The 23851-nt window shown below is 49.5% G+C and carries 26 protein-coding genes; 13 read left to right on the top strand and 13 right to left on the bottom strand.

Going from position 1 to position 23851, the window contains the following annotated elements; all coding sequences use genetic code 11:
• The first annotated feature begins 29 nt into the window (after positions 1 to 29).
• Genes oppB through OH773_RS12080 form a run of 5 tightly spaced genes read left to right on the top strand, consistent with a single transcriptional unit; the run spans position 30 to position 4787 of the window.
• Positions 30 to 950, top strand: coding sequence for an oligopeptide ABC transporter permease OppB (gene oppB / locus OH773_RS12100; RefSeq protein WP_121268847.1), 921 nt, complete (start codon positions 30 to 32; stop codon positions 948 to 950).
• Between the two features lie 14 nt (positions 951 to 964).
• Positions 965 to 1873, top strand: coding sequence for an oligopeptide ABC transporter permease OppC (gene oppC, locus OH773_RS12095; protein WP_270138971.1), 909 nt, complete (start codon positions 965 to 967; stop codon positions 1871 to 1873).
• An 11-nt stretch (positions 1874 to 1884) separates the two neighbouring features.
• Positions 1885 to 2898, top strand: coding sequence for an ABC transporter ATP-binding protein (locus tag OH773_RS12090; protein ID WP_183271650.1), 1014 nt, complete (start codon positions 1885 to 1887; stop codon positions 2896 to 2898).
• A complete protein-coding gene (gene oppF, locus OH773_RS12085; protein WP_064558016.1) occupies positions 2895 to 3899 on the top strand; it encodes a murein tripeptide/oligopeptide ABC transporter ATP binding protein OppF in 1005 nt (334 codons plus the stop codon). The genes OH773_RS12090 and oppF overlap by 4 nt, the downstream gene beginning before the upstream one ends.
• Positions 3900 to 3914: 15 nt before the next feature.
• A complete protein-coding gene (locus OH773_RS12080; protein WP_270138967.1) occupies positions 3915 to 4787 on the top strand; it encodes an ion transporter in 873 nt (290 codons plus the stop codon).
• A gap of 181 nt (positions 4788 to 4968) precedes the next feature.
• On the opposite strand, the gene OH773_RS12075 is transcribed toward OH773_RS12080, so the two are convergent.
• Together OH773_RS12075 and cls are read right to left on the bottom strand one after the other, a co-directional pair.
• Positions 4969 to 5298 carry an HI1450 family dsDNA-mimic protein gene (locus OH773_RS12075; RefSeq protein ID WP_034455830.1) on the bottom strand — a complete coding sequence of 110 codons (330 nt, stop codon included), beginning with the start codon at positions 5296 to 5298 and terminating at the stop codon, positions 4969 to 4971.
• 38 nt (positions 5299 to 5336) lie between these two features.
• Entirely contained in the window at positions 5337 to 6797 is a 1461-nt protein-coding gene (cls, locus tag OH773_RS12070; RefSeq protein ID WP_183271647.1) for a cardiolipin synthase, read from the bottom strand.
• A 174-nt stretch (positions 6798 to 6971) separates the two neighbouring features.
• On the opposite strand from cls, the gene OH773_RS12065 reads away from it, so the two are divergent.
• On the top strand, positions 6972 to 7154 hold the full coding sequence (locus OH773_RS12065) for a YciY family protein (protein ID WP_183271646.1): 183 nt from the start codon (positions 6972 to 6974) through the stop codon (positions 7152 to 7154).
• A gap of 109 nt (positions 7155 to 7263) precedes the next feature.
• Here the strand turns inward: OH773_RS12065 and OH773_RS12060 are convergent, their stop codons facing one another.
• Positions 7264 to 7419, bottom strand: a complete 156-nt coding sequence (locus tag OH773_RS12060; RefSeq protein ID WP_270138961.1) for a hypothetical protein — start codon at positions 7417 to 7419, stop codon at positions 7264 to 7266.
• A 250-nt stretch (positions 7420 to 7669) separates the two neighbouring features.
• On the opposite strand from OH773_RS12060, the gene OH773_RS12055 reads away from it, so the two are divergent.
• A complete protein-coding gene (locus tag OH773_RS12055; protein ID WP_270138959.1) occupies positions 7670 to 7969 on the top strand; it encodes a hypothetical protein in 300 nt (99 codons plus the stop codon).
• 133 nt (positions 7970 to 8102) lie between these two features.
• Here OH773_RS12055 and OH773_RS12050 read toward each other — a convergent pair whose 3' ends face one another.
• Entirely contained in the window at positions 8103 to 8363 is a 261-nt protein-coding gene (locus tag OH773_RS12050; RefSeq protein ID WP_270138957.1) for a YdgH/BhsA/McbA-like domain containing protein, read from the bottom strand.
• A gap of 210 nt (positions 8364 to 8573) precedes the next feature.
• Entirely contained in the window at positions 8574 to 8870 is a 297-nt protein-coding gene (locus tag OH773_RS12045; RefSeq protein ID WP_183271642.1) for a YciI family protein, read from the bottom strand.
• Between the two features lie 224 nt (positions 8871 to 9094).
• Here OH773_RS12045 and tonB point away from each other — a divergent pair, with 224 nt between their 5' ends.
• On the top strand, positions 9095 to 9808 hold the full coding sequence (gene tonB, locus OH773_RS12040) for a TonB system transport protein TonB (protein ID WP_270145842.1): 714 nt from the start codon (positions 9095 to 9097) through the stop codon (positions 9806 to 9808).
• Between the two features lie 60 nt (positions 9809 to 9868).
• On the opposite strand, the gene pqqU is transcribed toward tonB, so the two are convergent.
• The 4 genes from pqqU to drpB form a co-directional block, all read right to left on the bottom strand.
• Positions 9869 to 11989 (bottom strand): TonB-dependent receptor PqqU, encoded by a 2121-nt coding sequence (gene pqqU, locus OH773_RS12035; protein WP_270138954.1) that lies wholly within the window; start codon positions 11987 to 11989, stop codon positions 9869 to 9871.
• Between the two features lie 196 nt (positions 11990 to 12185).
• Positions 12186 to 13667: an L-asparagine permease gene (gene ansP, locus OH773_RS12030; protein WP_270138952.1), complete on the bottom strand. Its 1482-nt coding sequence runs from the start codon at positions 13665 to 13667 to the stop codon at positions 12186 to 12188.
• A 200-nt stretch (positions 13668 to 13867) separates the two neighbouring features.
• Complete coding sequence (locus tag OH773_RS12025) at positions 13868 to 14113, bottom strand: hypothetical protein (protein WP_270138950.1); 246 nt, start codon at positions 14111 to 14113, stop codon at positions 13868 to 13870.
• A gap of 45 nt (positions 14114 to 14158) precedes the next feature.
• The gene (drpB, locus tag OH773_RS12020) at positions 14159 to 14416 is read right to left on the bottom strand and encodes a cell division protein DrpB (protein ID WP_270138948.1); all 258 of its coding nucleotides are present in this window, start codon (positions 14414 to 14416) and stop codon (positions 14159 to 14161) included.
• Between the two features lie 559 nt (positions 14417 to 14975).
• Between drpB and OH773_RS12015 the strand changes: the two genes are divergently transcribed.
• The gene (locus tag OH773_RS12015; RefSeq protein ID WP_270138946.1) at positions 14976 to 15275 is read left to right on the top strand and encodes a hypothetical protein; all 300 of its coding nucleotides are present in this window, start codon (positions 14976 to 14978) and stop codon (positions 15273 to 15275) included.
• Here OH773_RS12015 and OH773_RS12010 read toward each other — a convergent pair.
• Positions 15272 to 18367, bottom strand: a complete 3096-nt coding sequence (locus tag OH773_RS12010) for a beta-galactosidase (RefSeq protein WP_270138943.1) — start codon at positions 18365 to 18367, stop codon at positions 15272 to 15274. The two genes, OH773_RS12015 and OH773_RS12010, sit on opposite strands and share 4 nt — an antisense overlap.
• Positions 18368 to 18479: 112 nt before the next feature.
• Positions 18480 to 19562, bottom strand: a complete 1083-nt coding sequence (locus OH773_RS12005) for a LacI family DNA-binding transcriptional regulator (RefSeq protein WP_270138941.1) — start codon at positions 19560 to 19562, stop codon at positions 18480 to 18482.
• Between the two features lie 110 nt (positions 19563 to 19672).
• Here OH773_RS12005 and OH773_RS12000 point away from each other — a divergent pair, with 110 nt between their 5' ends.
• Positions 19673 to 20473 (top strand): arylamine N-acetyltransferase family protein, encoded by an 801-nt coding sequence (locus OH773_RS12000; protein WP_270138939.1) that lies wholly within the window; start codon positions 19673 to 19675, stop codon positions 20471 to 20473.
• Between the two features lie 61 nt (positions 20474 to 20534).
• Positions 20535 to 20765, top strand: coding sequence for a tautomerase PptA (pptA, locus tag OH773_RS11995; protein ID WP_064547288.1), 231 nt, complete (start codon positions 20535 to 20537; stop codon positions 20763 to 20765).
• Between the two features lie 44 nt (positions 20766 to 20809).
• On the opposite strand, the gene OH773_RS11990 is transcribed toward pptA, so the two are convergent.
• Complete coding sequence (locus OH773_RS11990) at positions 20810 to 21844, bottom strand: AI-2E family transporter (protein ID WP_270138934.1); 1035 nt, start codon at positions 21842 to 21844, stop codon at positions 20810 to 20812.
• A gap of 445 nt (positions 21845 to 22289) precedes the next feature.
• On the opposite strand from OH773_RS11990, the gene mdtJ reads away from it, so the two are divergent.
• A complete protein-coding gene (gene mdtJ / locus OH773_RS11985) occupies positions 22290 to 22667 on the top strand; it encodes a multidrug/spermidine efflux SMR transporter subunit MdtJ (protein ID WP_270145839.1) in 378 nt (125 codons plus the stop codon).
• Positions 22654 to 22983: a multidrug/spermidine efflux SMR transporter subunit MdtI gene (gene mdtI / locus OH773_RS11980; protein ID WP_270138932.1), complete on the top strand. Its 330-nt coding sequence runs from the start codon at positions 22654 to 22656 to the stop codon at positions 22981 to 22983. The genes mdtJ and mdtI overlap by 14 nt, the downstream gene beginning before the upstream one ends.
• A gap of 37 nt (positions 22984 to 23020) precedes the next feature.
• Here mdtI and OH773_RS11975 read toward each other — a convergent pair whose 3' ends face one another.
• Positions 23021 to 23827, bottom strand: coding sequence for a trypsin-like serine peptidase (locus OH773_RS11975; protein WP_270138930.1), 807 nt, complete (start codon positions 23825 to 23827; stop codon positions 23021 to 23023).
• Positions 23828 to 23851: the final 24 nt, after the last annotated feature.

Below are 23851 nucleotides of genomic sequence, written 5' to 3'. Positions count from 1 at the left end.
TTAAAGGCACACGCCAGAAGGTACGGGCAATGTTGAAATTTATTCTACGTCGTTGTCTGGAAGCAATTCCGACACTCTTTATTCTTATAACAATTTCATTCTTCATGATGCGTCTTGCGCCGGGTAGTCCATTTACCAGCGAACGCGCACTTCCGCCAGAAGTTATGGCGAACATTGAAGCTAAATACCATTTAAACGATCCGATCACGACACAGTACTTCAGTTATCTGAAGCAACTGGCTCATGGTGATTTTGGCCCGTCATTTAAATATAAAGATTATTCAGTTAACGATTTGGTTGCTTCGAGCTTCCCTGTCTCTGCGAAATTAGGTGCAGCCGCATTTATCTTTGCCGTGGTTTTAGGGGTGTTAGCTGGAGTTATCGCCGCACTGAATCAAAACACTAAATGGGATTACGCCGTCATGGGGATCGCCATGACCGGGGTCGTTATCCCCAGTTTCGTGGTTGCCCCGTTACTGGTTCTGATATTTGCTATCACACTTAAATGGCTGCCTGGCGGGGGCTGGAATGGCGGGGCGCTTCAATACATGATCCTGCCAATGGTCGCACTTTCATTAGCTTATATTGCGAGTATTGCGCGTATTACTCGTGGCTCAATGATTGAAGTGCTGCACTCAAACTTCATCCGTACTGCTCGCGCCAAAGGGCTGCCAATGCGTCGCATTATTTTGCGCCACGCTTTGAAACCCGCTCTGTTACCTGTGCTGTCTTATTTGGGGCCAGCCTTTGTCGGTATCATCACAGGCTCGATGGTTATTGAAACCATTTACGGATTGCCAGGTATTGGCCAGTTGTTCGTAAACGGAGCGTTGAACCGTGACTATTCTCTGGTTCTGAGCCTCACCATTCTGGTAGGCGCGTTGACTATTCTCTTTAACGCGATTGTTGACGTGCTGTATGCCGTTATCGATCCGAAAATCCGTTACTGATACTGGAGTTCGCCATGATGTTGAGTAACAAAAACAGCGAGGCGCTGGAAAACTTCAGTGAAAAACTTGAAGTAGAAGGCCGTAGCCTTTGGCAAGATGCGCGCCGCCGTTTTATGCATAACCGTGCTGCGGTGGCCAGTCTGATTGTTCTGGCTCTCATTGCGCTATTCGTGACTTTTGCGCCGATGTTGTCGCAGTTTAGCTATTTTGATACCGACTGGGGAATGATGTCGGCAGCACCTGACATGGAGTCAGGGCACTACTTTGGCACCGACTCCTCTGGTCGTGACCTGTTAGTCAGGGTGGCAATCGGCGGGCGTATTTCGCTGATGGTCGGTGTGGCTGCGGCGCTGGTTGCTGTGGTTGTAGGAACATTATACGGCTCGCTCGCGGGTTATCTGGGCGGTAAAACTGACTCAGTCATGATGCGTTTGCTGGAGATCCTCAACTCCTTCCCGTTCATGTTCTTCGTTATTTTACTGGTGACCTTCTTTGGGCAAAACATTCTGCTTATCTTTGTGGCAATCGGGATGGTTTCCTGGCTGGACATGGCGCGTATCGTTCGTGGACAAACCCTGAGCCTGAAGCGTAAAGAGTTCATCGAAGCAGCCCAGGTTGGCGGTGTTTCAACGGCGAATATAGTCGTGCGTCACATTGTGCCAAACGTACTGGGGGTGGTTGTGGTTTACGCCTCGCTGCTGGTGCCGAGCATGATCTTGTTCGAATCCTTCCTGAGCTTCCTGGGTTTGGGTACACAAGAGCCTTTAAGTAGCTGGGGCGCATTGCTGAGTGATGGTGCGAACTCGATGGAAGTTTCACCGTGGCTGCTGATGTTCCCGGCAGGCTTCCTCGTCATCACCCTGTTCTGTTTCAACTTTATCGGCGATGGCCTGCGTGATGCCCTCGACCCGAAAGATCGTTAAGGAGTGCCGCGATGAGCACAATTGAAAATCCTGCGGTGGTTACTCCACTGAGCCAGACTTCTACGTTGTTAGACGTAAAAGATCTGCGCGTCACCTTCGGTACGCCAGACGGTGATGTTACTGCGGTAAACGATCTGAACTTCAGCCTGCGTGCCGGTGAAACATTGGGCATCGTTGGGGAATCGGGTTCCGGAAAATCGCAAACAGCTTTTGCTTTGATGGGACTGCTGGCCGCAAATGGCCGTATCGGCGGGTCTGCTAAATTTAACGGTAAAGAGATCCTGAATCTGCCAGAGAACCAGCTTAACCGCCTGCGTGCGGAGCAGATTTCGATGATTTTTCAGGACCCAATGACCTCGCTTAACCCGTATATGCGTGTCGGCGAGCAGTTGATGGAAGTGCTGATGCTGCACAAGAAATTGGGCAAAGCAGAAGCGTTTGAAGAATCCGTCCGCATGCTTGATGCCGTGAAAATGCCTGAAGCCCGTAAGCGTATGCGGATGTTCCCGCATGAGTTTTCCGGTGGTATGCGTCAGCGTGTCATGATCGCGATGGCGCTGTTATGCCGTCCAAAACTGCTGATTGCGGATGAACCGACTACGGCGCTGGACGTCACCGTTCAGGCGCAAATCATGACACTGCTTAACGAGCTCAAACGTGAGTTCAATACAGCAATTATCATGATCACCCACGATCTCGGCGTGGTTGCTGGGATCTGTGACAAAGTGCTGGTGATGTATGCGGGTCGTACCATGGAATATGGTCAGGCTCGTGACGTGTTCTACAACCCGGTTCATCCTTACTCCATCGGTCTGCTCAACGCGGTTCCTCGACTTGATGCTGAAGGCGAATCTTTGCTGACCATTCCTGGCAACCCGCCGAACCTGCTGCGTCTGCCAAAAGGCTGCCCGTTCCAGCCGCGTTGTCCGCACGCGATGGAAATCTGTAATAGCATGCCGCCTCTGGAACCTTTCGGTGAAGGCCGTTTGCGCGCTTGCTTTAAGCCAGTGGAGGAGTTGGTATGAACGCCGTGACACAAGAGAAAAAAGTCCTGCTGGAAATTGCCGATCTCAAAGTGCATTTTGACATCAAAGACGGTAAACAGTGGTTCTGGCAACCCTCTAAAACGTTGAAAGCCGTAGATGGTGTGACGCTGCGTTTATACGAAGGCGAAACGCTGGGTGTGGTAGGGGAGTCAGGTTGCGGCAAATCGACGTTTGCCCGCGCCATTATCGGTCTGGTCAAAGCAACTGAAGGCCGTGTTGCGTGGTTGGGTAAAGATTTGCTGGGAATGAATCAGGACGAGTGGCGCAATGTGCGTAGCGACATCCAGATGATTTTCCAGGATCCGCTGGCCTCATTAAACCCGCGTATGAATATCGGCGATATCATTGCTGAACCGCTGCGTACTTATCATCCTAAAATGCCGCGTCAGGAAGTTCGTGACCGCGTGAAAGCGATGATGATGAAGGTGGGCTTGTTACCAAACCTGATTAACCGTTACCCACACGAGTTTTCAGGAGGGCAGTGCCAACGTATCGGGATTGCTCGTGCACTGATCCTTGAACCAAAACTGATCATCTGTGACGAACCAGTTTCAGCGCTCGACGTGTCGATTCAGGCGCAGGTAGTCAATCTGCTGCAAAAATTGCAACGTGAAATGGGGTTGTCGCTTATCTTCATCGCCCACGATCTGGCTGTGGTAAAACACATTTCAGACCGCGTGCTGGTGATGTATCTGGGACATGCGGTGGAGTTGGGCACCTATGACGAGGTGTACCATAATCCGTTGCACCCTTATACCAAAGCATTGATGTCTGCGGTGCCCATTCCCGATCCCGATTTGGAAAGAAACAAAACGATACAACTTCTCGAAGGGGAGTTGCCGTCGCCAATAAATCCGCCATCAGGTTGTGTTTTCCGCACCCGCTGCCCAATTGCCGGGCCGGAATGTGCGAAAACTCGCCCGGTGCTGGAGGGCAGCTTCAAGCATGCGGTTTCCTGTCTGAAGGTAGACCCGCTATAATCTCGCAGGGCTGGCATGATGCCAGCCCTTTTAGTTTGTGAGGTTACTTTGCCCGTGCTTATTCGTTCCACCCGTAAGCGGATGTACCACCTTCTCTTTGATCAAAAAACACGCTCAGGCCGACGCTTTGAAGCGTTATGCGGGCTATTCGCTTTACTCAGTGTGATTGCGGTTTTTGTCGAGTCAGGACTCGGGACGCAATATCATCTGAACTATGATCAATGGCAAGTATTTGTCGCACTGGAATTGGGTTTCACGTTGTTGTTCACGCTGGAATATATTCTGCGAGTGCTTTGCTGGCCTGAACCCAGGAAATATGTCTTTAGTTTTTGGGGTTTCATCGATCTGGCGACAATTCTGCCGCTATACGTGTTGTGGCTGTGGCCTGAAATAGGCGTCAATTATGTCTTCGCGTGGCGTGCAATGCGTGCGATACGCGTGCTGCGAATTCTCAAACTACTGCGCTACATGCCGACACTGCATACGTTATGGCAGGCGATTCTTAATGCCCGGCACCAGTTGATCCTTTTCTACTCCTTTATTCTTATTGTGATGGTCGTTGCTGGCGGATTGATGTATGGCATCGAAGGACCGCCAAACGGCTTTAGCAATTTGGGAACGTCGGTGTACTGGGCTGTCGTCACCGTGACGACAGTGGGGTATGGCGATATTACTCCGCATACCGGAGCGGGCCGAATGGTTGCCTCAATTCTTATCTTGATTGGTTACTCGGTCATTGCCATCCCAACGGGGATTATTACCGCACATATGACCAATGAGTTTCAGAAACAACGGAATGCCCGTTTGTGTACTCGCTGCCATAAGGGTGACCACGACGCCGAAGCCCGTTTCTGCAAATCTTGCGGGAGCGTGTTGCCGAAGTTGTAGGAACTATACCCAAAATAATTCGAGTTGCTTAAAGGCGGCAAACTTGAGAATCCCCAGGAGCTTACTCAAGTAAGTGACTGGGGTGAGCGAGTGCAGCCAACGCATAAGCAGCTTGAAGTATGACGGGTATATGAAAGAAAAGGGCAGCTTTACGCTGCCCTGATGCTTAATTTCTGCGAACTTATTCGCGCCAAAGAATATGGCAAAGTTTATGGTCTTTCTCACGGCACAACAGTACACGTGCGAAGATGTCGTTAATTTCCCCACCGTCGGTATCTGCAAGTCCAATAACCACTTCAGCAAAGAAATCTGGATTTAGGTCGAAATCCACATGCTCCTGCCAATCTTCGGCTGGGTCAAAAAGCTCAGCACCGCCACGCTCTTCAAATTGCAGGTTAAACAAAATCACATCTGCCGGATCGAGGTTATCGACCGCCAGCTCGAGAAAAATATCGTAAGCCTGCTCGAGAGTTTCATCTTCTGTCAGGCGATTGTTCAGATCCATTTCCATGTCTGGTTCCACTTATCAAATACAGTTTGCGCCACGTTTTACAGCAACGGGCTAAAGAAGTAAAACAGTCGCTCTACTACACGTTGCCACATTGGGCGCTTAACCCACAAACGCGGGTCAAGTAAGCGAGAGCGGGAGATATAGTCGTCCTGAACAGCCGCAAGATCGCTGGCAAAACCGGAGTCATCAATCACCAACGTTATCTCGAAATTCAGCCACAAGCTGCGCATGTCCAGATTCACAGTACCGACTAAACTTAATTGCCCATCAACCAGCACGCTCTTGGTATGCAGCAAACCGCCTTCGAACTGATAAATCTTCACCCCTGCGGCAAGCAACTCAGTAAAGAAGGCGCGGCTGGCCCAGCCCACCAGTAGTGAGTCATTCTTACGTGGAACGATAATACTCACGTCGACGCCACGTTGCGCCGCGGTGCAAATGGCATGGAGCAAGTCGTCACTTGGCACAAAGTAAGGGGTCGTCATTATCAGATATTCACGCGCCGCATAAACCGACGTCAGAAGCGCCTGATGAATCAGGTCTTCAGGGAATCCAGGGCCGGAAGCAATGGTATGAATCGTGTGCCCAGTGGCCTCTTCAAAAGGCATAATATTGGTATCTGGGGCAGGCGGTAAAATACGTTTACCGGTTTCTATCTCCCAGTCGCAGGAATAGACAATCCCCATTGCGGTGGCAACCGGGCCTTCCATACGCGCCATTAAATCGACCCATTGCCCGACGCCTGCATCTTGTTTAAAGAAGCGCGGATCAACCAGGTTCATGCTGCCGGTATAAGCGATGTAATTATCGATCATCACCATTTTACGATGCTGGCGTAAATCCATGCGGCGTAGGAACACACGCATAAGATTAACTTTCAGCGCTTCGACCACTTCCACGCCCGCGTTACGCATCATGTTTGCCCATGGGCTGCGGAAGAATGCGACACTCCCCGCCGAGTCCAACAGCAAGCGGCAATGAATACCACGACGTGCGGCAGCCATCAGCGATTCGGCGACCTGATCGGCTAAACCCCCAGGTTGCCAGATATAAAACACCATCTCGATGTTATGGCGGGCCAGTTGAATGTCACGAATCAGCGCATGCATCGTTTCGTCAGACGTCGTGAGCAACTGGAGCTGGTTGCCTTTTACACCGCCAATCCCCTGACGGCGTTCGCACAGCTGGAACAGTGACGTCGCGACTTCACTGTTTTCTTCGGCAAAAATATGTTTGCAGCTTTTAAGGTCGTTTAACCACTTGGCCGTCGAAGGCCACATGGCGCGCGCACGCTCTGCACGACGTTTGCCCAGATGTAATTCGCCAAACGAGAGATAGGCAATAATCCCGACGAGCGGAAGAATATAAATGATAAGAAGCCATGCCATGGCTGAAGGAACTGCACGACGCTTCATCAAAATTCGCAGCGTCACGCCGGCTATTAAAAGCCAGTAACCTAAAATTATCAGCCAACTAAAGACTGTATAGAAGGTTGTCATCGTTCAAAAATCCTTTAGAAACCGTATGCTTTTGAGTTTACGCACAACAGCCACCGGTTGACACTAAAACTATACCCAAAATAATTTGAGTTGCAGGACTCATCGTAAAACGGCTGGTCTGTGGGACAGAAGACACTATAATGGCGCGTCTTACATGCAACCAGAGTCGGAAAAATGAGGCGTAGTAGAACTGAGGTCGGACGGTGGCGTATGCTTCGTCAGACGCAACGGCGCAGATCGCGTTGGCTGGAAGGTCAGTCACGCCGCAACATGCGAATTCACGCCATCAGAAAGTGCCAGGCAAACCGCGCGCGTAATTCCTTGTTGTTTGCCATTCACGATCAATGGGCGTCGTAAAGAAAAGGGCACCGCATGCGGTGCCCAGTACCAGCCAAACGTTTTAGCCATGCTGATAAGCTGATTTACCGACTGAATGGGAAGATGTGAGCAGGGGGCAAAACGGAGTTTATGAGAAGTGCATTGCCAGTAAAATAATGATCACTGTTACCAAAGCCACTGCAACAATCACCAGGGGATGACTGGCCAGCCAGCTGTTCCAGCGAGCTTCCTGATTACCCACCGACTGCTTATGCCGCTCATAAGACTCATCAAAAAGATCCATCAACACTCCTGATAATTTCAAATACAGAACGAAAATTATTCTGAGGTTATCACTGTCATCAAAAGATGGGAAATGGGGGATGTGTCCAAAAATCATCATCTCCTCTGGGAATTGCCCGCATTTAATCAGATAAATGAGCAATTAGTGCTGTAGCCAGTTCATGAAACGACAAAACTAAACCCACTCACTTGCAAACTCCTAAAATTGTATTAAGAGCCCACCTCACAGATACCGAGCGTAAGGAGTGATTATGTTCAGGTCAGTGATTCTTGTAATGGTATTATTGATATCTTCTCCACTTGTTGCTCGTGCTGGCGACATCACCCTAATGCCGGATATGCAGATGGATATAGGCGTTCAGATTATCCAGAGTAACCACTTGTTAGATGATGACTTGCGTATTCGAGGACGCTTACGTCATGACCACGGTCTGGATGGATTTAGTGATTTTGATGATTTCGGCACACCTGGTAGACCAGGTTCGTTTGGACTCTTGCCGGGGCATGATATTTTTCACGACCACAGCCATTTTGGTCATATACGTCAATAAATCAGCCAGTTATAACTAAGTTGGTTTTGTGATCAGCCCCGCTAATGCGGGGCTTAGTTTTACCTGGGTATAGAGGCTCTGTTGAGGGGGCCGTTAACTTTTCAGATGATACATTCTTCCTGTTGATCAAAATTTATTTATAGAGGGTTGCTTCACCGTAGACTTGCCCATCATCATGACTCTCAGTAGTAATCGTATATGCTGATGCACCGCTGTTAATTGCTTCCGATTTAAGAGAACTTTCAACTTCTGCAACACTGTTTCCCTTTGCAGTGAGAGTGCCGCTCACTTGACTGGCAGAGTTTCCATTGGTAAGAGAATCAACAGCAAAGGTCGTTATCGGAAGAGCTATCAGGATCACAGCTATTGAAAAATGAAGTAAATTTTTCATCATTACATCCTCCAGGCTTACGAGTGATTAAATGTAATCACCCATAAATTGTAGGTGAAATGACACAGTAAAAAGCCAGGATTAGGATGAAGATATAGGAGAATTATAAAAAAGGCACTTCAAAATACACAGTGTATTTTGAAGTGCCTTTTATGGATGCTTTTGATGGGTTTATGAATGTAAGGTATTAAATTTAAATGGTTTTTAGTTGAATCAAAAAACTTTTTTGTATGGCTTAATCGCCACATGCTTATAAACACCGGCGGCGTTATAAGGATCAGCATCGGCCCAGGCTTGAGCCTCTTCAAGCGACGTAAACTCTGCAATCACCGTTGAGCCGGTAAAACCCGCCGCACCAGGATCGTTACTATCAACGGCAGGCATTGGCCCTGCGGTTAACAGACGACCTTCATCGCGCAGTAATTGTAGACGAGCCAAATGGGCAGGGCGCACAGCTAGCCGCTTTTCGAGAGAGTCGGCATTATCTTCCGCATAAATGACATACAGCACGTGCAGCACTCCTTATTGATATGAGGTATGTAAAATACGGTAAGTGAATGGCGCTAAGACTGCAATTGAAAGATAAACAAGATGTTAAATCGTGGTCACGAATGAGGGAATTTCACCCAGCCGACAGCAAAATGCGTCACTTTATTCGATGCGTTGTTGAATATGATTGCTATTTGCATTTAAAATTGACGCCTGTTTAAGAGACCTAAGCCATTATGACGTCAATGACCCTTGATTTACCTCGCCGCTTTCCATGGCCGACCGCACTTTCGGTTGTGCTACATGGTGCTGTTGTCGCGGGGTTGCTCTACACCTCGGTACATCAGGTTATTGAGTTGCCAGCGCCTGCACAACCTATCAGTGTCACCATGGTGGCTCCTGCTGAGTTGGAACCCCCACAACCTGAAGTTGTGCAGCCACCACCTGAGCCAGTAGTGGAACCTGAACCGATTCCCGAGCCGCCGAAAGAGGCACCGGTTGTTATTCAAAAACCAGAGCCAAAACCGAAACCGAAGCCAAAACCAAAGCCTGTGAAAAAGGTTGAGCAGCCGAAGCGTGAAGTTCAGCCGGTTGAACCGCGCCCGACAGCGCCGGTAACCAATACAGCACCTGCTCGTCCGGCTCCGGTTGCTAAGACTGCACCAGTGGCGTCGACCGCTCCGGTGGCGACAGGGCCGCGCGCACTTAGCCGAAATTCACCTCAGTATCCGGCTCGTGCACATGCGTTACGTATCGAAGGTAAAGTGCGAGTGAAGTTTGATGTTGGCCCAGATGGTAGTGTGAGTAACGTGAGTATTCTCTCCGCACAACCTGCCAATATGTTTGAACGCGAAGTGAAAATGGCGATGAAAAAGTGGCGCTACGAAAGTGGTAAGCCAGGCCAGGGTTTGATTGTCAACGTCGTGTTCAAGCTTAATGGCGGCGCGACGATGGAGTAATCTGACTCCTTGACCGAATAAAAAACGGAACCTCAGGGTTCCGTTTTTGTTTTTAAATGCTTAAAGGAAGGTGTAACTCAAATTCACCCCCACGCCGTAATTGCGCCCCGGTGCGGGTTCGAAGTAACGACCGTTACTTTCATTTACGATGACAGAACCCACATATTCCCGATCGAATAAGTTATCGACACGCCCCCACACATCCAACATCCAACTTTCCTGAATAAGCACCTTATAACCACTGTTCAGTGAGGCAACCGTATAGGCGGGTGCCTGGGCAGTATTCTCATCATTGGCTTGAATATCACTCATATAACGGACGTCGGCACCGGCATAGAACCCCTCTGGTGGCGCGTATTCAAGTGATGCGTAACCCATGTTACGCGCAATACCCGGCAGGCGATTTCCCTCGCAATGGTCATCACCACACGCGTTGCTGCGATACGTTGCATCCAGATAGGTCCACGCCATTTTTATACGCCAGTCATAGCCAAGCTGGCTATCGGCGGATAGCTCCATGCCCCGGCGTCGTGTTTCACCAGCATTTTTATAGGTCGTACGTCCGCCGCTACTCTGGTCGGCGACAATTTCGTCGTCGGTATCGGTCTGGAAAAGCGCCGCCTTCAACAGGCTATTACCGAAACGGGTTTTGCTACCTATTTCCACGGTATCGCTGGTGGCGGATTTTAGGCCAAAGTTCAAACCTGATTGGCCGTTATCACGATACGAGAGCTCGTTAATGGTCGGCGTTTCAAATCCGCGTCCCGCCGATGTATAAACATTCCACGCGTCAGTAATTGCATATTTCAGCGCGGCGGCTGGCAGCCATTTGTGATAGCTCGCCTCGCCGCTGTCATCTCCATTCAGCGCGGTGATGTATTCATCATTGGAATCGAAGTAAACCGAGCTAAAGCGGACACCTGCATCCAGACTCAACTTATCGGTAAGCTGCCAGGCCGTTTGCAGGTAAGGGTCAACGTTCCACATCAGATTGCGTTCGTCACGGCGCAGATCGCCTTTCTCACCCAATACGGTGGTGCCGCTTTCTACGACAAAGTTTTCATAGCCTTTGCGTTTTTCTGACAGGGTTTCGTAATCCACACCGGTGGTAAAGACCACCGGAACGGACAGCAGATTCCCTCGGTGTGTCCAGCGTGAATCGATCCCTTGATAATGACGTGAAAGCTCGATAACGCCACCCGGATGTGTGGGGTTTAACTGCGGGCCGACGGGGATGGATTGGTATTGCGTGGTTTCTCGCACCCCCGCATAGGTCATGATGCTGAGATCATCGTTTGCCGAAAGCTGCCGGTCATAACGCAGGCCAGCCTGGGTCTGTTTGGTCGTCTTGCGAGTATTGTATTGCTCAGCGCGTGGCGCCTGAGTCGGGTTGTCATGCCACTCCTGTTCGGTTAAACCGCCCGGATCGTTGGCATCAATATCGACACTGTTGAGCATCAGCGTCAATTTGCTGGCTTCGTTAAGCCGCACGCCCAGTTTGGCGTTACCCAGATTTTTTTGTGCGCTGCTATGGTCACGATAACCATGCGTGGTAAAGCGTGAGGCAGAAACGGCGTAATCAACATCGCCAGCCTGAGTACCGTCGCCCGTTGCGCCCGTGGCTTTTATACTGTTACGCCAGCTTCCGAAACTGCCGTAATAACTACTGGCTTCAAAGGTCGGTGGTTGTGCGCCAGTGGTGGTGGTGACATTCATCACGCCACCGGAGGCATTACCGTACAACGCGGAGAAAGGGCCGCGCAAAATCTCAACGCTTTCAACGCTGTTTAAATCGATATTCGAGGTTTGGCCTTGCCCGTCAGGCATCGTGGCGGGGATACCGTCCACATACATTCGTATCCCGCGCACGCCATAAGTTGAGCGCGAACCGAATCCACGAATCGAAAGCTGTAAATCTTGTGCATAGTTCTGGCGATTCTGGACTTGCAGACCGGGTACGCTGCTCAGGCTTTCTGAAAGATTAATACGTGGTGCGGCCTGGCGCATATCGTCGCCATTAACGACACTCACTGCCGCTGGCGTATCCAGCTCAGAAATAGGGCCTTGTGTTGCGGTGACGACCATCGTCTCTTCTGCCGCAAGCGCAGGAAGGGCAAAAGACGACAGCGCCGGAGCCAGGATCAGTGGAAGGGAAAGCTTTCCATGTTGCACAATTTTCATCAGACATTTTCACAGGTGGGAGCATTTACGCTCCAGACGAACCATCTGGAACATTCAGGTCCATATGTTAATACTTGTGATGAATGTTTGAAAAGTGTTAACGGCACATAACGTTAATGCTATGGCGATTTGTGGTATGAAGGCTTAAAAGATAGCCACCCATGGGCAGGTGGCTATCTGTTTCAAACAAAATGACTTAACGCTTATCGGTTAACGTTGTGCTTTCTTCGTGATGGAAATCCACCTCGTTGGCAATTTCGCGAACACGTTTACGGACGCCAAACCAACCCAGCACCAGTACCACCGCAATCAGCGGAATAGAGGCAATGGTGTATGTTCCGTTCGGGTAATCAAAGCCCATCAGTACCAACACGCTAAACAGGAATAACAGCGTCAGCCATGATGTGAATGGCGCTCCGGGTAATTTAAAGCTGACATCTGCCGCTTTACCTTCTTTTATCGCTTTGCGTAAGCGCAACTGGCAAATCACGATAAATGCCCAGGAAGAGATAATACCCAGCGACGCAATATTGAGGACGATTTCGAATACTTGTGAAGGCACCAGATAATTCAGCAGCACGCCAAATACGTATACACCAAGCGTAACCAGGATCCCGGCATAAGGAACTTGTTGCTTGCTCATTTTCGACATGAATTTAGGTGCCGAACCGCCCATCGACATCGAACGCAGAATGCGCCCGGTAGAATAGAGGCCAGAGTTGAGGCTCGAAAGAGCAGCACTCAGTACTACCATGTTCATGATGTCGCCAATGTAAGGCACGCCGAGTTTTGAGAAAAATGTCACAAACGGGCTTTGCCCTGCTTGATAGGCATTCCACGGCAACAGCAGCACCAGTAAAACCACTGAGCCCACATAAAACAGACCGATACGCCAGATAACGCTGTTAATGGCTTTCGGCACCATCGTTTGCGGGTCTTTACATTCACCTGCTGCCGTCCCGACCAGTTCAATCGACGCAAAGGCAAAAACCACCCCTTGTACAAGAACCAATGCAGGGAGCAAACCATGTGGGAAGAGGCCGCCGTTATCCGTGATTAAGTGGAAACCCGTCGTATTGCCATCCAGCATTTTACCGCTGCCGAGGAAAATCGTACCGACAACCAAAAAGACCACGATGGCGAGGACTTTGATTAATGCGAACCAGAACTCCATTTCGGCGAACCATTTCACGCCGATCATGTTCATGGTGCCGACAATCCCCAGTGCGCAAAGGGCAAAGACCCACTGCGGAACATCACCGAATGCGCCCCAGTAGTGCATATAAAGCGCGACGGCGGTGATATCGACAATGCCGGTCATTGCCCAGTTGACGAAGTACATCCACCCCGCAACATAAGAGGCTTTTTCGCCCAGAAACTCACGGGCGTAAGAGACAAAGCTGCCGCTCGACGGGCGATGGAGCACCAATTCACCTAGCGCACGTAAAATGAAGAATGAAAAGATCCCGCACACCAGATACACCAGTGCTAAGGCGGGGCCAGCCATTTGCAGTCGCGCGCCTGCACCTAAAAAGAGGCCGGTGCCAATGGCTCCGCCGATGGCAATCATCTGAACCTGACGGTTGCCCATCGCTTTGTGATACCCGGAGTCGTGCGAATTCAGCCATCGACGTTTAGCCGCGTGATTTTCCACTTCCGTTTTTTGTAGTGTTTCCATTGTGGTCCCTGTCGTGTTGTTAAAAAGATACCCACCGTTTTGCCTGGCTTTTTTTTAATTTCAGCGTCATGGCAAAAAGGGCGCTAAATCCTACTCATAAACGCGATAGGACGCTAATGTCTTTTTGTTAACAGATAAGGAGCTAAAGACCGACGGCTGCCAATGTGCAGACCGTCGCTTGAGGGGGGAACTAATTTACGTTAAAGACACTGACGGTCATAAGCATCAATTTGTGAATTGACCGCATCAACTGGCAAAGGGAGGCTGCAGTCGATGGTTTCATCGAGTTGTTGACTTTGTTGGGACTCAGGGACGCCCTGTGCATCCTGGCTTTGGTTCTTCACCCGATGATGGTGCGCATATTCCGCCGGTTCAGCGATAACGCATCCTGCGAGGAAAATGGTCGGCAGCAAAACAATTGTCGCAAATTTTAAAAATCTTTTCATTTCAGTGTTCCTGAATTAAAGCATTGTGTATTGACTGTGCAAAGGCTATTTCGCGCGAGTTAACCAGGTCAACAGGCCTATTATCCCACCAATAATTCCGAGATAGATGAGAATGATTAATGTCCCGGCAAACTCACCAGCTCTGACGGCTAATTCCTGCTCTGGTGCCGGGTGTATATGGCTAAAGGCTACGCCTGCTTTAAATAAACAGAAAACAGCATAAATACAGAATAAATAGAACAGCCATAGCATAAACTTCCCAATGGGCGTTCTTTTTTTCTTCTTTGGGTCAGTGTGACTCATTATGTTTCTCGTGATGTTGTAATTATAACATTTGTTGTGACTGGCATAATAAATAGCATGCCAAAACTTCGAGTAAACATGCTCTATGTCTTTGATTGATACAAATCAACTGAGCTTGAGAATTGCTTTAACCAGGAAGTATCTCATAGCCCGGAGTGGGTTTTCTGATCACTGGTGCAACCAGTTGAAAGGCAAATATTCTGGTTTATAGTAATTTACTATCTTGATATTGAAATAATAGTGATGTTTTAATAAAAATCATCAGAACTATGTTCTTTGTTGTTTGTTTTCAATGAAACTAAGCTCTATTTAAGCTTTGCTGCATTAGAGTTCAGTGGACCGATCAGTAAAAGATTGTAAATTTGTGAAATATGTTAATAGTGATAATGTTATTTAACTAACAAAGGTAAACTAAGGGAGGTTATTAAATTAAATCTAAACGAATAGCCTTTTAATTTAATGTGGGAGATTGACTTTATATTCTGACAGTATATTTATGTTGCAGATTATTCTTAATGGTATCGTGCTATTTGTACGATAAATAAGGCAAAAAATGGGAATGGGGGTTATTTTGGCTGCGGCTTTATTTTCTTCGGCTTCAGAAACCGCTGCACGAATTGCCACGGATGGCCCATTAAACTTTAAGGGATACCATGAGGTTCGCGTCGATGAGAATTTTGCAGCAGCTTATATCGACGGTAAACCTGCGACTATCACTGTCATTACCCCGGCATTGGTTGAATTGCGCGGTCATCATATTGTGGTGACGTTGACAAAAAAAACCGCCAGGAGCTGGGAGGCATCCTGGACGGGTAGGCATCGCGAGCATGGCGTGTTGACGCCGGGTTTCCGGCGTTAGTCGCGTTTCCAACTTATCGCATAGTGATAATGAGATTTATCGAGTAAGTATTCTGGCGATACGCTGGGACTCCAGGAGTCATCTCCTCCTACGCCCATGTGGAAACCATCCAGATTGAGCCACGTACCAGGCTCCGCCACGAGTAAATGCCGATGTGAGGTCTCACGCAGTTGCTGTTGGCTAAAGCGGCTGATGTTGAAGTGGAATTTACCCTGCCAGTGATGATCGCCATATTCCAGGCTTTGAGTTTCACAACGCAGCCCGTTTTCCGTTGGGAAAACATAAGGGGTATAGAGCGCTTCAAGCGGGCGCTGCCAGTAATCAAACAGCGCCGATTGCTGACGATCGGGATAGTTCTCGTGCGGGCCTAATCCCAGCCAGCTCACTTGTGCCGCAACCTGCGCTAACTGGCAGGTAAGCCCGATACGCGCAGGAGGAGGAGTGCCAAAAGCAACGTCAACATCCACACTGACGTGGAGGGTGCCCATGCAATCGACTCGCCAGAGTTTACGGCTGATAAACAACGATTTTCCGTTGTGCTGCCAACTATGCACCGTACGTACCTGAACTTCATTTGCCAGGGCTTCAGCTTCACAGAATTCCAGCTGTGACTCGAGTGAGTACAACCCCGCCGCTTTCCAGCGTTCGACCCAGGCGTTGGGATCAATGCGTGTCACTTCACTGACACCGATATCGTTATCTAACGGAGCACGGGTGAACTGATCCTGGAGCGGCTGTAACAGCGTGGGTTGTTGTGCTTTCCACCACTGGCTCAGTAATCCGGTTTCACGATTGAATTGCCAATGATGGCGGCCATGGCGGATATCAAAATGACAATGGCTGACCTCAAGCGTTGGGGACTCGCCGTCAACGGGTGGTGTCGTTGCGAGAAGGACGTCCGCAAGCTGCCATTGGTCCCAAGCGCAAATATGCCCAGCCTCAGACCAGTCTGTGGCGTTAATTTGCTGCACTTTTACGGTCAGCCATACGTCGCCATTTTCAGTAATGGCAGGAAGTGAGTCGAGAACGATAACCTGTTTACCCTGCGGTGTAATATCGAGCCGCACTTCACCTTCGGCGAGCCGTGTTCCCGCTTGCGAAACGTGCCAAAGCAAACGTTCGTTATCACTGTGGCGGAACAAATATTCGCTGGTAATTTCGAGGCGCAATGGGGTTTCATGGTGTAGCTCGAACTGGAAAAACTGTTGCGCTTGCTGGGCCTCATACAGCGCCGGATGTGGTGTGCGGTCAGCAAACACCAGGCCATTCATACAGAACTGACGATCGTTTGGCTTATCGCCAAAATCACCGCCATACGCCGAAAAAGGTTCGCCGTTCTCGTCAAGTTTGACCAGAGATTGATCCACCCAGTCCCAGACAAAACCGCCCTGCAAACGCGGGTACTGACGGAACGCTTGCCAATATTTATGGAAACCGCCAAAGCTGTTGCCCATTGCGTGGGCGTATTCGCAAAGAATAAGTGGGCGCGTTTCATCCGGCATGCCGATCCACTTTTTTATTGACCATTTTGGTACGGCCGGGAAGGGCTGATCCTGGTCTACGCGTGCGTACATCGGGCAAATAATATCGGTAGCGGCAGTGTTGGCACCGCCACCTTCATATTGCACCGGGCGTGAAGGATCGACTGATTTTATCCAGCGATAAAGGGCATCATGGTTAGCACCATGGCCGGACTCGTTACCGAGCGACCAGATGATAATCGAGGGATGGTTGATATCGCGCAGTACCATGCGGGTCACGCGCTCTGTCATCGCCGGCAGCCAGACCGGATCGTCGCTCAGGCGATTCATCGGCACCATACCGTGGGTTTCTATGTTCGCTTCATCCACCACATACAGACCATAACGGTCGCACAGGCGATACCACAATGGATGATTTGGATAATGCGAGCAGCGCACCGCATTAAAGTTGTGCTGCTTCATGAGCAAGATATCCTGCCGCATGGTTTCTGCGTCCATCACCTGGCCATTTTGCGGGTGATGCTCATGGCGATTGGTGCCACGGATCAGCAACGGTTTGCCGTTTAATTTTAACAATCCCTGATGAATTTCGACTTTACGCAAGCCGACGTCATAGGCTTCTGCTTCTATAGTTACACCTTTCTCATCGCGCAAAATTACCACTGCGCGATAAAGATGAGGTGCTTCGGCACTCCACAGCAGTGGATTAGCGACGGGGATTTTGATCGTGGTACGGTCACTGTATGCACCACGTTCATCAATAATCTCACTGCCGAGCGCCTGCTGTTTTTCCCCTACACACTGTTGGTCACGCCACAGTTGCACACAAACCTGCAATCCAGGGTCGATTTCACCTTTTACCACCACCTGCGTTTCAACAACGGCGTGGCTAAAATCTTCATTAAGATGTGTTGAGATCCGCACATCGCTCAACTGAGTCATGGGTTTATGCAGCAGCGTTACATCGCGGAAAATCCCGCTCATCCGCCACATATCCTGATCTTCGAGATAACTGCCGTCGCACCAGCGCAGCACCATCACCGCGATGCGGTTTTGCCCGGCATTGAGCACTTTGCTGAGGTCAAATTCAGAGGGCAGGCGGCTGTCCTGTCCGTAGCCTATCCAGTGGCCGTTGCACCACAGATGGAAAGCAGAATTCACGCCATCAAAAATAATCCGTGTTTGCCCGTTCTCAAGCCATGCTGGTTCGACATTAAATGTGAGCGAGTAACAACCAGTGGGGTTTTCTTCTGGAACATACGGCGGTGTGACGGGGATGGGGTAGGTGACATTGGTATAAATAGGGGCATCAAAACCGTGCATTTGCCAGTTTGAAGGGACGGGTAAAGTTTGTGCATCAGGTAAGTCTGCAGCAAGCCAGGTTTCTGGAACCTTCTCGGGTTGCGTAAAATAACTGAACCGCCAGTCACCGTTAAGGCTAAGCAGGCTCTGTGAGGCCAGACCGTCACGTGCGGCTTGTTCATCACGCCAGCTGGCAAACGGCGGATGAGCAGCCAGGCGGTTGAATTGCGTGACCGCTGGGTTTTCCCAGTCGCGTCGGCCAAGAATCGCTGCCAGTGATGCGGCGACTGTACCCGATAGACATGTCATGCTGAAGGTTCCTTTACGTTTTTGCTATGCGCTCACAATTTAAATCACTATGGTTTTTGTGAGCTGCAATGTAAAGCAACAAAACAGTTTCAGGTGAGGGGATTCACAGAAATCATTTGAGCTGTGCGACCTGACGGGCGAGCACCGTCAGTGCCTCGGCCAGCGCTTGTGGTGATGCGGTGAAGGCGTTTGGGGCAGCAGTGGTTTTACGCTCAATCAGCGTGACCGGAAGTACGTAGGCTTGCACCGGTTGATTCGGCGAGTGAATTTGTTCAAGCAGACGGTCAACGCTCGCACTGCCCAGCGCTTTAAAGTCCTGTTTGATGGTGGTGAGCGGTGGAATAAAGCAGGCGCTATCTTCAGTGTCATCATAGCCAATGACCGAAACGTGTCCTGGCACGGATAAGCCCGATTCATTCAGCGCGCGTAAAGCCCCTAACGCCATTTGATCATTGGCGACCAATAGTGCGGTGAATTTCCCCCCCTGGCCGAGCAGCGCAAGCGTCTGGAGATAACCCGATTGCGAACTCCAGTCCCCCTGTAATTGCGCCGCGGCATGCAACTGGTGTTGCGCCAGCGCCTGTTGCCAACCCTCAAGGCGTAGGCGGGCAGAGACGGAAGTGAGCGGCCCGTTCAGTAACGCGATACGCTGATGACCTTGCGCAACCAGATGCTCAATCGCCAGATGCGTACCGGCTGTCGCATCAAAAGTAATGCTGTCACTATTCAGTGCGGGCGAGACATCCAGGAATAATACCGGAACATGGCCGCACATTTCGGTGAGAGTTTGTGCCTGCTCATCTTCCAACGGAATGTTGATAATCAAGCCGTCAACGCGCTGAGACAGCAAACTGTTGACCGCATTTTTACAGGCTTCTATATCAGGCTGCTCAATCATCGACATCATCACGTTAAAGTGAAGTTTGCTGGCCTGAGTCTTAATGGCTGAGGCGATTTGCGACGGTGCATGCAGCGACAAATTACTGGTCACCAGACCAATGTTTTGGCTCAGTTTCCCTGCCAGTTGCTGTGCGACACGGTTGGGAACGTAATTGAGCGACCGCATTGAAGCTTCGACTTTACGCCGGGTTTTGTCAGAAACGTGTTCCGCCTGATTGATAACGCGCGAGACCGTTTGATAGGAAACATGGGCATGTTTCGCCACATCGTAAAGCGTCATCGATTTGGTTTTCATGGCAGGTTTCCTTGTGGCGTTCATTTCCGAAGTGTATTTGGCATTATCGATCATTTACGGGCAAAAAAACGCATTATAGTGAATGCATCTATTTTTAAGAGATTGAGATCATGGCTTTTGACCTTCAGGCGTATTTCACTCGCATCGCTTTCCAGGGCGAGGCAAAACCGAACCTCGAAACCTTACAACGCATTCATCTTCTGCATACGTGCGCGATACCATTTGAAAATATAGATGTGCTACTAAGACGTGAAATTCGCTTAGATATCGACGCCGTTTTTGAAAAACTCGTGGTCGCAGGGCGGGGAGGATACTGCTACGAGCAAAATGCTTTGTTGCGTGCGGCGCTTGAGCATATCGGTTTTGTGGTTGAAGACCTGGGTGCCCGAGTGTTGATCGCACAACCCACCGAGATGCCGCCTCGCACGCATCGCTTGTTACTTATCACCCTAAACACGCAACGCTATCTGGCGGATGTGGGTTTTGGTGGCAAAACGCTGACGTCTGCGCTGCGCCTCGAGCCAGATGTGGTGCAGAACACCGACTTTGGTGATTATCGGTTGACGCAAATCGATGATGACTATCTGCTGAGTATTCAACAACAGGATGAATGGCTGCCGTTGTATCGATTTGATTTACAGCCTCAGTACGCATCAGACTTCGAAGTCGCCAACCATTATGTTTCGACCTGGCCTCAGTCGCATTTCTATCATCATTTAATGATGTGTTTGAAAAATGCCGATGGCACTACGTTGACGCAAAACGATCGACAATTTAACGACGGGCAGCCGCGAACCATAGACGACGCAGCGGAGTTATATCAGTTGCTTCAGGATAAATTCGGTCTGAGCGTCAATGACCCGCGCTACGGTTTCAGCCAGGCTGAATTTGCGGCGATTAATCTGCCATAGCTGTTGCAACAAACGGATGCTTAACGTAAGTATGTTATTTCCAATAAAGGGGAGAACCGCTGTGCCACATATCACTGTAAAACACTTTCCGCGTGAACTGACTGACGAGCAAAAAGAAGCGCTGGCTGCTGATATTTGTGCCGTACTCAAGAAGCATTTCAATTCAACAGATGAATCATTATCTGTTGCGTTAACCCCTATCCAGAAAGACCGTTGGAAAGAGGATGTTTACGATAAAGAGATCGCTCCGGCTCTTGATACGCTTGCCAAAAAACCGGGTTATACCCTGTAAACAGACGCCAGAGCCGCTCACCGTTGGTAAACGGCTCTGGCAGTTTAGCTTTTAGTCACATCACTGAGCAGCACAGCAATACTTTTGCCGCCTTCATTTTGCTCAAGAGCAATTTTCACGGCAATAGTGAGCGGAACCGATAGCAGCATACCCACCGGCCCCAAAAGCCAACCCCAGAATATCAACGATAAGAACACCACCAGAGTGGATAATCCTAAACCTCGGCCCATCATGCGTGGCTCAATGATATTACCGAACACCAGGTTGATAGCCAGATAACCGGCAACCACCAGCAATGCCTCATACAAACCACTAAACACCAACACTTGCGCGACAGGGGGAATGGCTGCCAGTACTGAACCGATGTTGGGAATGTAATTGAGCGAGAAGGCGAGCAGCGCCCAGACGAAAGCAAAACGCACATCAAGCATGGCCAACATCATCCAGACCACCAGACCGGTGACCAGGCTTATCGCCGTTTTCAGCACCAGATAACGACTTACGCTGTCCAGTGCTCGTTGAATCGCCCCCATGCCGACCTCTGGGCGAGACATCAATTGATGAAGTTTTATCGGTAATTGCGGCACTTCAATTAGCATAAATACCACGGTTAGCAGCAATAAAAAGATTGAAGACATCGCGTTGGAAAGCTGAGTGATCAGGCTTGTGGCTAACGTCATAGCGGCATTGGGATCGATATACTTGAACAGTTCGTCCACCGATACCGTGATCCCGGCTCGTTGCAGCCAGGGGTCCATGGCCTGGAGTGGAGAAATAAAGGATGCGCGATATTGCGGCAGTGTCCGGGTCAGCTCATTGAGCGTGGTGCCAAGATAAGCAAGCAGCAGTACAACGAAGAAGATAATCACTGAAATAACCATGGTAATCGCCAGCACTCGCGGGACATGCATCCGTTCCAGGCGGCGTATCATCGGGTTGAGAACGATGGCAATAAACAGCGATAAAATAAACGGAATGATGATATCCGCCGCCACCTTTATCCCTACCAGGATTATCACTAACATCCCCAACATGATGACGAGTTTTAATCCACTTAACGTAATAATGGGTTTTGCCACTATTGATTATCTCCAGCGAAATTATTCATTCCTTAATTAACGGTATAATACGGGGGCGCAACTCAGTAATACACCGTTATTTTTTGTGGAAATATTCGTAAAGAATTGAAAAGGGGAAGGCAAGAACATTCCTGGTTATGGTACAAATTACTTATGTATAACTGCTGAGGACAATTTACTATCCGCAACTGATGAGAAGCAACAACGCGGATAAGTTGTGAAAACTATGGACATTATGCTTACTAACAAGCTGTTCAAAACATTAGAAATCCGTCAAACACCCTCTTTTTCTTCTGCTTTTTCTCTTTCCGGTGAGCAACACTGGCGCAACGCGCTTTAGATCTCTCTCCTGTTTTATCCCGTCGTATAGCTTTTTTATTTTATCGCTGCATATTTTTAGCGCGATTTTAGCTGTGGTATGGCTATTTACTTTCTCAGGAGAGAAATCATGATCTATTGGATTTTATTGGCACTTGCCATTGTTGCGGAAATTACCGGCACTTTATCTATGAAATGGTCAAGCGTAAGCGATGACAACATGGGTTATATTTTCATGCTGTTAATGATTACGTTGTCTTATATTTTATTATCATTTTCGGTTAAAAAAATCGCCCTCGGGGTGGCCTATGCCATGTGGGAAGGTATCGGTATTTTATTTATAACCTTATTCAGCGTTCTGCTGTTTGATGAGTCCATCTCATTGATGAAAATTATGGGGCTCACTACGCTGGTGGTCGGGATCGCGCTGATTAAATCAGGCACGGCCACGAAAAAAGAGAAGGTCTTAAAACCCATAAAGGATGGTCAACATGTCGTCGTTTGAATGGGTACACGCATTGTGGCTGCTGGCGGCTATCGTGCTGGAAATTTTAGCTAACATTTTCCTGAAACACTCTGATGGTTTCCGCCGTTTTGGTTATGGCGTGCTATCCCTTTGTGCGGTACTGGCGGCCTTCAGCGCGCTGTCACAGGCGGTTAAAGGTATTGAATTGTCGGTCGCGTATGCGCTGTGGGGCGGGTTTGGCATTATTGCAACCGTGGCGGCCGGTTGGATTTTGTTTGGCCAACGGCTCAACAGTAAAGGCTGTATAGGCCTGGTGTTACTGCTCACAGGGATGGTACTCATCAAACTGGCGTAAAAGAAAAACCGCCCGGCGCGAAGACCGGGCGGTTTGATTATTGATTGGCTAATTTCTGTAACTGATCGCGAAAACCGGTCACCGAAATGGCGCGATTATCTGCTCGATAGCGATCTTTCGCCGCAGGTGCCGAACTTTGTACGGCAATTAATTGCCACCCATTTTCTGTTTTCAGCATTAACGGTGAGCCGCTGTCCCCAGGCAAAGTATCGCACTGATGTGAAAGTACGGTTTTCTGCGCCCAGCCCGTAATCAGGCAATCGTTATGGGTATAAAGGTCGTCAAGATGATCTTCCGGATAACCTGATTGCGTGACTTTTCGATTCTGGTTTTTGAGTGCTTCGGTGAGCGCATCGCGGTCGCCTTCAAACAGTGGCAGCGGCGTGATACCGGATGGTGGGTTGTGCAACACAATCAGACCAAAATCATGGGGAGCCGCACCCGGCGGGACAATCCATCCCTCACCATCAGGTTTCAGACGACGTCCAAGCGTTGATTCCACTCGTCCTTCAATGCCATGAATTTCGTAGCGCCACGTTCCCTTATGCGAGACAAACCGCAAAGCGATAGCTTTGTCAGGTGTTCCGCGCGGCGGTTGCAACAAGCAATGCCCGGCGGTCAATGCGAGGTGGGGGGAGATTAAGGTTGCGGTGCACAAATTACCACTGGCAGTCTCAAGCTGGCCAATGGCATCCCACGGAGAACTTGCAGGATCGGTAACTCGCGTGCGGTCATCCTTACCAAAAAACAGCGTTTTGACGTCAGCTGCGCTCTCGCCATCAGCGTGGGAAAGGGCAGGTAAAAAACACAACACTCCTAACAGCATCACAACTTTTTTGCGCATATCACTCTCTGATGGGGCGATTAA

Source organism: Buttiauxella sp. WJP83 (genome assembly GCF_027594725.1).
Classification (GTDB): Bacteria; Pseudomonadota; Gammaproteobacteria; order Enterobacterales; family Enterobacteriaceae; genus Buttiauxella; species Buttiauxella selenatireducens.
Note: the sequence above shows the minus strand (reverse complement) of the source record. Positions and strands in the feature narration are given on the sequence as shown.

Bases quoted from the DNA above. Each gene is read 5' to 3' on its own strand.
- tonB (WP_270145842.1), top strand. From the start codon at position 9,095: ATGACCCTTGATTTACCTCGCCGCTTTCCATGGCCGACCGCACTTTCG.
- OH773_RS12015 (WP_270138946.1), top strand. From the start codon at position 14,976: ATGGGGGTTATTTTGGCTGCGGCTTTATTTTCTTCGGCTTCAGAAACC.
- OH773_RS12000 (WP_270138939.1), top strand. From the start codon at position 19,673: ATGGCTTTTGACCTTCAGGCGTATTTCACTCGCATCGCTTTCCAGGGC.
- OH773_RS12065 (WP_183271646.1), top strand. From the start codon at position 6,972: ATGAGGCGTAGTAGAACTGAGGTCGGACGGTGGCGTATGCTTCGTCAG.
- OH773_RS12010 (WP_270138943.1), bottom strand. From the start codon at position 18,367: ATGACATGTCTATCGGGTACAGTCGCCGCATCACTGGCAGCGATTCTT.
- cls (WP_183271647.1), bottom strand. From the start codon at position 6,797: ATGACAACCTTCTATACAGTCTTTAGTTGGCTGATAATTTTAGGTTAC.
- OH773_RS11975 (WP_270138930.1), bottom strand. From the start codon at position 23,827: ATGCGCAAAAAAGTTGTGATGCTGTTAGGAGTGTTGTGTTTTTTACCT.
- OH773_RS12025 (WP_270138950.1), bottom strand. From the start codon at position 14,113: ATGAAAAGATTTTTAAAATTTGCGACAATTGTTTTGCTGCCGACCATT.
- OH773_RS12050 (WP_270138957.1), bottom strand. From the start codon at position 8,363: ATGATGAAAAATTTACTTCATTTTTCAATAGCTGTGATCCTGATAGCT.
- OH773_RS12075 (WP_034455830.1), bottom strand. From the start codon at position 5,298: ATGGAAATGGATCTGAACAATCGCCTGACAGAAGATGAAACTCTCGAG.
- mdtI (WP_270138932.1), top strand. From the start codon at position 22,654: ATGTCGTCGTTTGAATGGGTACACGCATTGTGGCTGCTGGCGGCTATC.
- OH773_RS12055 (WP_270138959.1), top strand. From the start codon at position 7,670: ATGTTCAGGTCAGTGATTCTTGTAATGGTATTATTGATATCTTCTCCA.
- ansP (WP_270138952.1), bottom strand. From the start codon at position 13,667: ATGGAAACACTACAAAAAACGGAAGTGGAAAATCACGCGGCTAAACGT.
- oppB (WP_121268847.1), top strand. From the start codon at position 30: ATGTTGAAATTTATTCTACGTCGTTGTCTGGAAGCAATTCCGACACTC.
- pqqU (WP_270138954.1), bottom strand. From the start codon at position 11,989: ATGAAAATTGTGCAACATGGAAAGCTTTCCCTTCCACTGATCCTGGCT.
- oppC (WP_270138971.1), top strand. From the start codon at position 965: ATGATGTTGAGTAACAAAAACAGCGAGGCGCTGGAAAACTTCAGTGAA.
- drpB (WP_270138948.1), bottom strand. From the start codon at position 14,416: ATGAGTCACACTGACCCAAAGAAGAAAAAAAGAACGCCCATTGGGAAG.
- OH773_RS12090 (WP_183271650.1), top strand. From the start codon at position 1,885: ATGAGCACAATTGAAAATCCTGCGGTGGTTACTCCACTGAGCCAGACT.
- OH773_RS12060 (WP_270138961.1), bottom strand. From the start codon at position 7,419: ATGGATCTTTTTGATGAGTCTTATGAGCGGCATAAGCAGTCGGTGGGT.
- OH773_RS12005 (WP_270138941.1), bottom strand. From the start codon at position 19,562: ATGAAAACCAAATCGATGACGCTTTACGATGTGGCGAAACATGCCCAT.
- OH773_RS12080 (WP_270138967.1), top strand. From the start codon at position 3,915: ATGATGCCAGCCCTTTTAGTTTGTGAGGTTACTTTGCCCGTGCTTATT.
- oppF (WP_064558016.1), top strand. From the start codon at position 2,895: ATGAACGCCGTGACACAAGAGAAAAAAGTCCTGCTGGAAATTGCCGAT.